Below are 7,293 nucleotides of genomic sequence, written 5' to 3'. Positions count from 1 at the left end.
GTGCGTCGTGGTGACGGCGGCCTGCGCGGCGGTACGGGCCAGGCGGGCCGCCTCGGCGAGGTCGGCGCCGTCCACGGCGTCACCGAGCAGGGCCCGCCACGTACGGTCCACCGCGCGCAGCCGGCCGGCCAGGGCCTCCTCGGGCGTCACACCCGTCCCGGTCGCGTAGCGCTCGACCATCCCCGGCTCGAAGCTGTGGAAGACGGCGCTCAGGACGGCGGGGGGCACGGCGCCGAGCGGAGCGGCGCGCCACGCGAAGTAGAGCGGCCAGCGCTCGTCGGTGCCGAGCCCCAGCGCCCCGGCCTCCGCGTAGGACTCGGGGGCGTAGTAGACGACCGCGTGCAGGGGCTCCAGGAGGTGCCAGAGCTGGCGTACCCGGGCGGGTTCCGGCGGGAGGTCGTCGTGCGTCGTCCGCGGTCGCGTCGTCATCCCGTACCCCCGTACAGCTTGGCATCTTGTCAACGTCAAGATGCCAAGCGGGTGCGGAACTTGTCAATGGCCAGATGGGGCGGGCAGGGTATCCGCATGAGCGAACGCGAGCAGTACCACCACGGCGATCTGCGGCGGGCGATCATGACGGCCGCGGTCGACACGCTGGCGGAGCAGGGGCCCGAGGCGCTGAGCATGCGGGCGCTCGCGCGGCGGGCCGGGGTCTCGCACGCCGCGCCCGCGCACCACTTCACCGACCGCGCGGGGCTGCTCACCGCGGTGGCGACCGAGGGCTACCGGCTGCTCGCCGACGCGCTCGGGGCCGAGGAGGGACTGCTCGACCGGGGCGCCGGGTACGTACGGTTCGCGCGCGAGCATCCCGGGCACTTCCGCGTCATGTTCACGCCGGGGCTGCTGCACGAGGACGACGCGGAGCTGAGCGCGGAGCGCGAGCGGCTGGCGGACGTGCTGCGGTCGAGCGTCGCGGAGCGCGGGGGCGAGGAGCGGGAGCAGGAGGGGCGCCGTCTCGCGGCGTGGTCGCTCGCGCACGGGTTCGCGGCGCTGACCCTCTCGGGCGGCCTGGATGCGGCGCTGGGCGGGAGAGATCCGGTGGAGTGCTTTCGTGCGGTGGCGGCGGGGGTGTTCCCGTAGGGGTGCTGCGGGCCAGGTGGGGGGGCTCGCGCGAGGGGCACGGGGGGGCGCCTCGCGTCCGGCGAGGGCGGCGCTCGACAGGGCGGCGTCGCTCAGGACGCGGCGTCGCTCAGGACGCGGCGTCGCTCAGGACGCGGCGTCGCTCAGGACGCGGCGTCGCTCGGGGCGCGGATGCCGAGGGTCGCGGTCGTCTCCTTGTTGAGGAGGCAGACGAGGCCCGCGATCGAGGCGGCGGCGAGCACGATGCCGCCCGGGATGAACATGCTGTCGGTCCGGAGCAGCGTCCAGGCGACCGGGAGGCCCATGAGTTGCGTGATGACCGCCGGGCCGCGGCTCCAGCGGCGCAGGCGCCACAGGCCGCGCGCGGCGATCCCCGGGATGGCGCCGAGAACGACGAGCATGAGGCCGACCGTGGCCGTGTCCCCCGCGTCGCCCGACCCCGCGAGCCCGCGGACGAGGACATAGAGGCCGCCCGCGACGAGAGCGAGGGCTTCCGCCGCGCAGATGAGGGTGGCGAGGAAGAGGCGCCGGGGGCGGTGCGCGGGTTCGGTGGGGGTCTGCTCGCTGCTCACGGTGCCAGGGTAGCGGGGCGGGGATGGGGGGTGTCCCCTAGGGGTGTCCCTTACATGGGGGTTTCTCCCCCCGGGGCCCACAACGCGCGAGGTGGCGGCGGAGTTCCCGGCACGGGAACCGGGATCGAGCGGAGTGCGGCCCGGGCGGAACGGGGCCGGACGGGGGCACCCCGGGGAACGAGCGAGCCCCGGAGCGGGACCGAGTCAGCGCGGGCACCGAGCCTGCCCGGAGCGGAACCGAGCCGACCCCGGCGCGGAACCGAGCCGAGCCCGGATCGGGATCGGGATCGGGATCGGGATCGGGATCGGGCCAGCATCAGACCGGGACCGAGCCAGCACCGGCACCGACCCCCAACTCCGCACACCAGCTCCGCACCCCCCTCCACCTCCGTCCCCGCACCACAGCCCCGTCGCACCCCACCCCAGCCCCCCTCACACCCCACCCCGTCCATCCACCCCGCCCCGCCCACCCCCACAGCCCCCTCACCACCCCACCCCTCCCCCTCCCTCCACCCCCGCCCCCGCCCCCCGACCCGGGTGCGTGGGCGCGGCTGGCGCTACCGATGGGTACTCTGCCTGTCATGCGTGCTCTTCTCGTGGTCAATCCGGCGGCTACCACCACCAGTGCGCGCACGCGCGACGTGCTGATCCACGCGCTGGCCAGTGAGATGAAGCTGGAGGCCGTGACCACCGAGTACCGGGGGCACGCGCGGGATCTGGCGCGGGAGGCGGCCGAGGCCGAGGACATCGACCTCGTCGTGGCGCTCGGTGGCGACGGCACCGTCAACGAAGTGGTCAACGGGCTGCTGCACCGGGGCCCGGCCCCCGGGTCGCTGCCCGGGCTCGCCGTCGTGCCCGGCGGTTCGACGAATGTCTTCGCGCGGGCGCTCGGGCTGCCGAACCACCCCGTGGAGGCGACGGGGGCGATCCTGCACGCGCTGCACGAGCACTCCGAACGCACGGTCGGGCTCGGCCTCGCCTCGGGGACGCGTGGGAGCGAGGACGAGTCGGTGCCCTCGCGCTGGTTCACTTTCAACGCGGGCCTCGGGTTCGACGCCGGCGTCGTGGGCCGGGTCGAACAGAAGCGGGAACGCGGCAAACGCTCCACCCACGCCCTGTACGTACGGCAGTTGCTCCGCCAGTTCGTCGACGAACCCTCGCGCCGGGCGGGCCGCATCACGCTGGAGCGGGCCGGCGAGGAGCCCATCGAGGACCTGGTCCTGTCGATAGTCAGCAACACCAACCCGTGGACCTACCTGGGCAACAAGCCGCTCTACGCCTCCCCCGGGGCCTCCTTCGACACGGGGCTCGACGTGCTCGGCCTGAGCCGGCTCTCGACCGCCGCCGTCACGAAGTACGGGACGCAATTGCTCAGGTCCTCGCCCGAGCGCGGGCCGCAGGGCCGACACGCGGTGTCGCTCCACGATCTCAGTGAGTTCACCTTGCATTCCAAGGTCCCTCTGCCCTTTCAGATGGACGGTGACCACCTGGGGCTCCGCACGAGCGTGACGTTCACAGGCGTTCGCCGTGCACTGCGTGTGATTGTGTGAGTAGAAGCAAGCAAAGACCTTGCACTCGAACGTTTAGAGCACGATCCACCCCATAGAAGTACGGCTGTGACCTAGTCGACACCAAAGAATCAAAAAAAACTTTCCGGAAGGGGTTGTATCCCGCCCGGAGGTTTGGGAATCTCTACTTGGCGATCGGGACGGGCCCCACAAGCGGCCCCCACAGAGAGCCAGAATCCCTCCCTCATCAGGACCCGGCCAGGGTTGAACCTGGCTGCTCGGCCCTTCCTTCGGGCGGGATTCGTGAAAGCGTTCACATTCACAAGCAACGTGCATGTAATACCAAGGAGAGGTAGCAGCCATGGACTGGCGTCACAACGCCGTTTGCCGCGAGGAAGACCCCGAGCTCTTCTTCCCCATCGGCAACACCGGTCCTGCGCTGCTGCAGATCGAGGAAGCCAAGGCCGTCTGCCGTCGCTGCCCGGTTATCGAGCAGTGTCTGCAGTGGGCGCTTGAGTCCGGCCAGGACTCCGGCGTCTGGGGTGGCCTCAGCGAGGACGAGCGCCGCGCGATGAAGCGCCGCGCCGCTCGCAACCGGGCGCGCAACGCGACCGCCTGAGCAAAGCCCCCCAAGAGCCTGGCGCTTGGCGGCGCGTACAGCGTGTACGCACGACCCGCCCCCGAGCCGCAGCGCGCAGTACGCGGTCGACGCCCTTGAGGCGATCACCGCAAGCGGTACCCCACAGCAAGACCCCCATAGCGTGAACGACGAAGGGCCCGGCCCGGTCAGCGACGACCGGCCGGGCCCTTCGTCTTGTCCGAACGCGTCAGCCCTCACGTCAGCCGGCCCGCGCCGCGCGGCCCCCCGCGCACACGCGGTGCCCGGGTCAACACCCGTGCCCCGCAAGCCCCCGGGCACGTACGTACGTCAACACCGCCCCCCGGCCCCGCGCGTCAACACCACTCCCCCACCGCACCTCCACTCACGGGTGAACCCGCTTACGGCGCGGCCTCGTTCACGCCTTGTCGCCCTCCACCGGGATGTCCAGGACGACCCGCGTCCCGTGCTCCGGCGCCGCGACCATGTCGAACGTGCCGCCGAGTTCGCCCTCCACGAGGGTGCGGACGATCTGGAGGCCGAGGTTGCCCGAGCGGTGCGGGTCGAAGCCCTCGGGGAGCCCCACGCCGTCGTCCTGCACGGTGATGAGCAGCCGGTGGCCGTCCCTGCCCGTACCGCCGCCGCGCACCGCGCCGACCTCGACCGTGCCCGTGTCGGCGGGCCCGAAGCCGTGCTCCAGTGCGTTCTGGATGACCTCGGTGAGGACCATCGAGAGCGGCGTCGCGACCTCGGCGGCCAGTATCCCGAAGCGGCCCGTACGGCGCCCGGCGACCTTGCCGGGGGAGATCTCCGCCACCATCGTGAGGACGCGGTCGGCGATCTCGTCGAACTCGACCTTCTCGTCCAGGTTCTGGGACAGCGTCTCGTGGACGATCGCGATGGAGCCCACCCGGCGCACCGCCTCTTCGAGCGCCGCCCGGCCGCTCTCGGAGTCGATGCGGCGGGCCTGGAGGCGCAACAGGGCCGCCACCGTCTGGAGATTGTTCTTCACCCGGTGGTGAATTTCCCGGATGGTGGCGTCCTTCGTCATCAACTCGCGTTCGCGGCGGCGCAATTCCGTCACATCACGGAGCAGGACGAGAGAACCGATGTGCGTGCCTTTGGGTTTGAGCGGAATGGCGCGCATTTGAATGACCGCGTCATTTCCCTCGACCTCGGTCTCGCGCGGCGCCCAGCCGCTCGCGAGTTTCACGAGGGCTTCGTCCACGGGGCCCTTGGACGGGGCGAGTTCGGCGGTCGCCTGGCCGAGGTGCACGCCGACGAAGTCGGTGGCGAGGCCGAGCCGGTGGTACGCGGAGAGGGCGTTGGGCGAGGCGTACTGGACCATGCCCTCGGCGTCGAGGCGGATGAGCCCGTCGCCGACGCGCGGTGAGGCGTCCATGTCGACCTGCTGGTCGGGGAAGGGGAAGGCGCCCGCCGCGATCATCTGCGCGAGGTCGGAGGCGCTCTGGAGGTAGCTCAGCTCCAGGCGGCTCGGGGTGCGCACGGTGAGCAGGTTGGTGTTGCGGGCGATGACGCCGAGGACGCGGCCCTCGCGGCGTACGGGGATCGACTCGACCCGTACCGGCACCTCCTCGCGCCACTCCGGGTCGCCCTCGCGCACGATGCGGCCCTCGTCGAGCGCGATGTCGAGCATGGGACGGCGGCCGCGCGGCACGAGGTGGCCGACCATGTCGTCCTGGTACGAGGTGGGGCCCGTGTTCGGGCGCATCTGCGCGACCGAGACGTACCGCGTGCCGTCCCGGGTCGGGACCCACAGCACGAGGTCGGCGAAGGAGAGGTCGGACAGAAGCTGCCACTCCGAGACCAGCAGGTGGAGCCATTCGAGATCGGAGTCGCTGAGCGCCGTGTGCCGGCGTACGAGGTCGTTCATGGAGGGCACCCGGCGAGCGTACCCGGGCCCCGCGCCAACGCGCGCCGCCCTCGGTCCCCAGGGGCCGCGGCGCCGCGAGGGGACCCTCGACCCCTCCGGCACCGCAGCCCGAAGGCGTGCCCGCACGCCCTTCGCGGACGCGAGGACCGCGAGCCCCCGGGTGTGCGGTGCCCGGTGGCCCTGTGGGAAGTCCGCGCGGTCAGGGCAGAGAGCGCGGAGCCCCCGGTCCGCCCTCCTGTGCGGGGAGAGCGGAAGCCGTTTCCGCGCGAGGCGCGGACTAGACCATTTTCAGGGGCGCACCCCGCCGCTGTCCATGCCTGGGCGGCGGTAATCGGCGGAACGGATCGCGCGACGGATCGAGAGGCGGGGCGCGCGGCGCCCGCGCGAGGGCCGGGGGAAGCCGTTCCGTCCCCGTATCGCCCATGTCGCCCGCGATGCGGACAGCCTCTTCAGTCCCGGTCCCCTGTCTGATAAATTGGTCTATACCACACGTGTCTCTTTCAGATCGGCAGGCCCCAGCGTGGAAGTTGTCATCGTCCCGGACGCGCAAGCCGGCGGCAGGCTTGTCGCCGACGCGATCGCGCGGCTGCTGCGGCGCAAGCCCGATGCCCTGCTCGGGGTGGCCACCGGGTCGACGCCGCTGCCCGTCTACCAGGCGCTCACCGGCCTCGTGCGCTCCGGCGAGGCGGACGTCGCGCGGGCGCGGATCGCGCAGCTCGACGAGTACGTGGGGCTGCCCGCCGGGCACCCCGAGTCCTACCGGGCCGTCGTGCTGCGCGAGGTCGTGGAGCCGCTCGGGCTCGACCCCTCCGCGTTCCTCGGCCCCGACGGCTCGGCCGCCGACGTGCAGGCCGCGTGCGAGGCGTACGACCAGGCGCTGAGGGACGCGGGCGGCGTGGACCTCCAGCTCCTCGGCATCGGCACGGACGGGCACATCGGCTTCAACGAGCCGTGCTCCTCGCTCGCCTCCCGTACCCGCATCAAGACGCTCACCGAGCAGACCCGGGTCGACAACGCGCGGTTCTTCGACGACGACATCGACCAGGTGCCGCACCACGTCATCACGCAGGGCATCGGCACGATCCTGGAGGCGCGCCACCTCGTGCTCCTCGCGACGGGCGAGAACAAGGCCGAGGCGGTCGCCCAGTCCGTCGAGGGCCCGGTCGCCTCGCTCGTGCCCGCCTCCGCGCTCCAGCTCCACCCGCACGCGACGGTCGTCGTGGACGAGGCGGCGGCCTCGAAGCTCAAGCTCGCCGGGTACTTCCGCGCGACGTGGGCGGCTAAGCCGGACTGGCAGGGCATCTGATCCCGGCCCCTACCGGCGACCGGCCGGGCGGCTGAGCCCGCCTCGGCCCGCCGGGCCCCGTCACCGCATGCCGAAGGGCCCGGATTCCTCCCCCCGTAAGGAATCCGGGCCCTTCGGCACGCGTACGGGAGCGCCTAGGCGCCCACGAGGACCTCGGCCGCCGCCTCGCCGCACACGCGGGCCGCGCCGTGCGTGACGACGTACGGGCTGCCCGCGGGGGCCTCCTGCGGTACGCCCATCTCGACCACCGCCGTGTCCGGGCGGGCGGCGAGCAGCGCGTCGCGCGCCTCGGCCATCCACGGGTGGCGGTGCGCGTCGCGCACGGCGAGGACGAG

The 7,293-nt window shown here is 72.5% G+C and carries 6 protein-coding genes and 2 pseudogenes; 4 read left to right on the top strand and 4 right to left on the bottom strand.

The window, feature by feature from the left end; translation table 11 throughout:
- Positions 1-429, bottom strand: a pseudogene (locus G3I42_RS24245) (hypothetical protein); the annotation flags it as partial.
- Positions 430-525: 96 nt separating this feature from the next.
- Here G3I42_RS24245 and G3I42_RS24240 point away from each other — a divergent pair.
- Positions 526-1,080, top strand: a complete 555-nt coding sequence (locus G3I42_RS24240; RefSeq protein WP_164289266.1) for a TetR/AcrR family transcriptional regulator — start codon at positions 526-528, stop codon at positions 1,078-1,080.
- Between the two features lie 143 nt (positions 1,081-1,223).
- Here the strand turns inward: G3I42_RS24240 and G3I42_RS24235 are convergent, their stop codons facing one another.
- Positions 1,224-1,652: a hypothetical protein gene (locus tag G3I42_RS24235; protein WP_164289264.1), complete on the bottom strand. Its 429-nt coding sequence runs from the start codon at positions 1,650-1,652 to the stop codon at positions 1,224-1,226.
- A 581-nt stretch (positions 1,653-2,233) separates the two neighbouring features.
- Here G3I42_RS24235 and G3I42_RS24230 point away from each other — a divergent pair.
- Positions 2,234-3,202: a diacylglycerol kinase family protein gene (locus G3I42_RS24230; RefSeq protein ID WP_164289262.1), complete on the top strand. Its 969-nt coding sequence runs from the start codon at positions 2,234-2,236 to the stop codon at positions 3,200-3,202.
- 319 nt (positions 3,203-3,521) lie between these two features.
- Positions 3,522-3,779 (top strand): WhiB family transcriptional regulator, encoded by a 258-nt coding sequence (locus tag G3I42_RS24225; RefSeq protein WP_008745686.1) that lies wholly within the window; start codon positions 3,522-3,524, stop codon positions 3,777-3,779.
- A gap of 397 nt (positions 3,780-4,176) precedes the next feature.
- Here G3I42_RS24225 and G3I42_RS24220 read toward each other — a convergent pair whose 3' ends face one another.
- Entirely contained in the window at positions 4,177-5,652 is a 1,476-nt protein-coding gene (locus G3I42_RS24220) for a PAS domain-containing sensor histidine kinase (RefSeq protein ID WP_164289268.1), read from the bottom strand.
- 520 nt (positions 5,653-6,172) lie between these two features.
- On the opposite strand from G3I42_RS24220, the gene nagB reads away from it, so the two are divergent.
- The gene (gene nagB, locus G3I42_RS24215) at positions 6,173-6,958 is read left to right on the top strand and encodes a glucosamine-6-phosphate deaminase (RefSeq protein WP_164289260.1); all 786 of its coding nucleotides are present in this window, start codon (positions 6,173-6,175) and stop codon (positions 6,956-6,958) included.
- 134 nt (positions 6,959-7,092) lie between these two features.
- On the opposite strand, the pseudogene G3I42_RS24210 reads toward nagB, so the two are convergent.
- Positions 7,093-7,293 (bottom strand): annotated as a pseudogene (locus G3I42_RS24210) (glycoside hydrolase family 3 protein); the annotation flags it as partial.

Origin of the sequence: Streptomyces sp. SID11385, assembly GCF_010548245.1 — a bacterium.
Lineage (GTDB): Bacteria > Actinomycetota > Actinomycetes > Streptomycetales > Streptomycetaceae > Streptomyces.
Note: the sequence above shows the minus strand (reverse complement) of the source record. Positions and strands in the feature narration are given on the sequence as shown.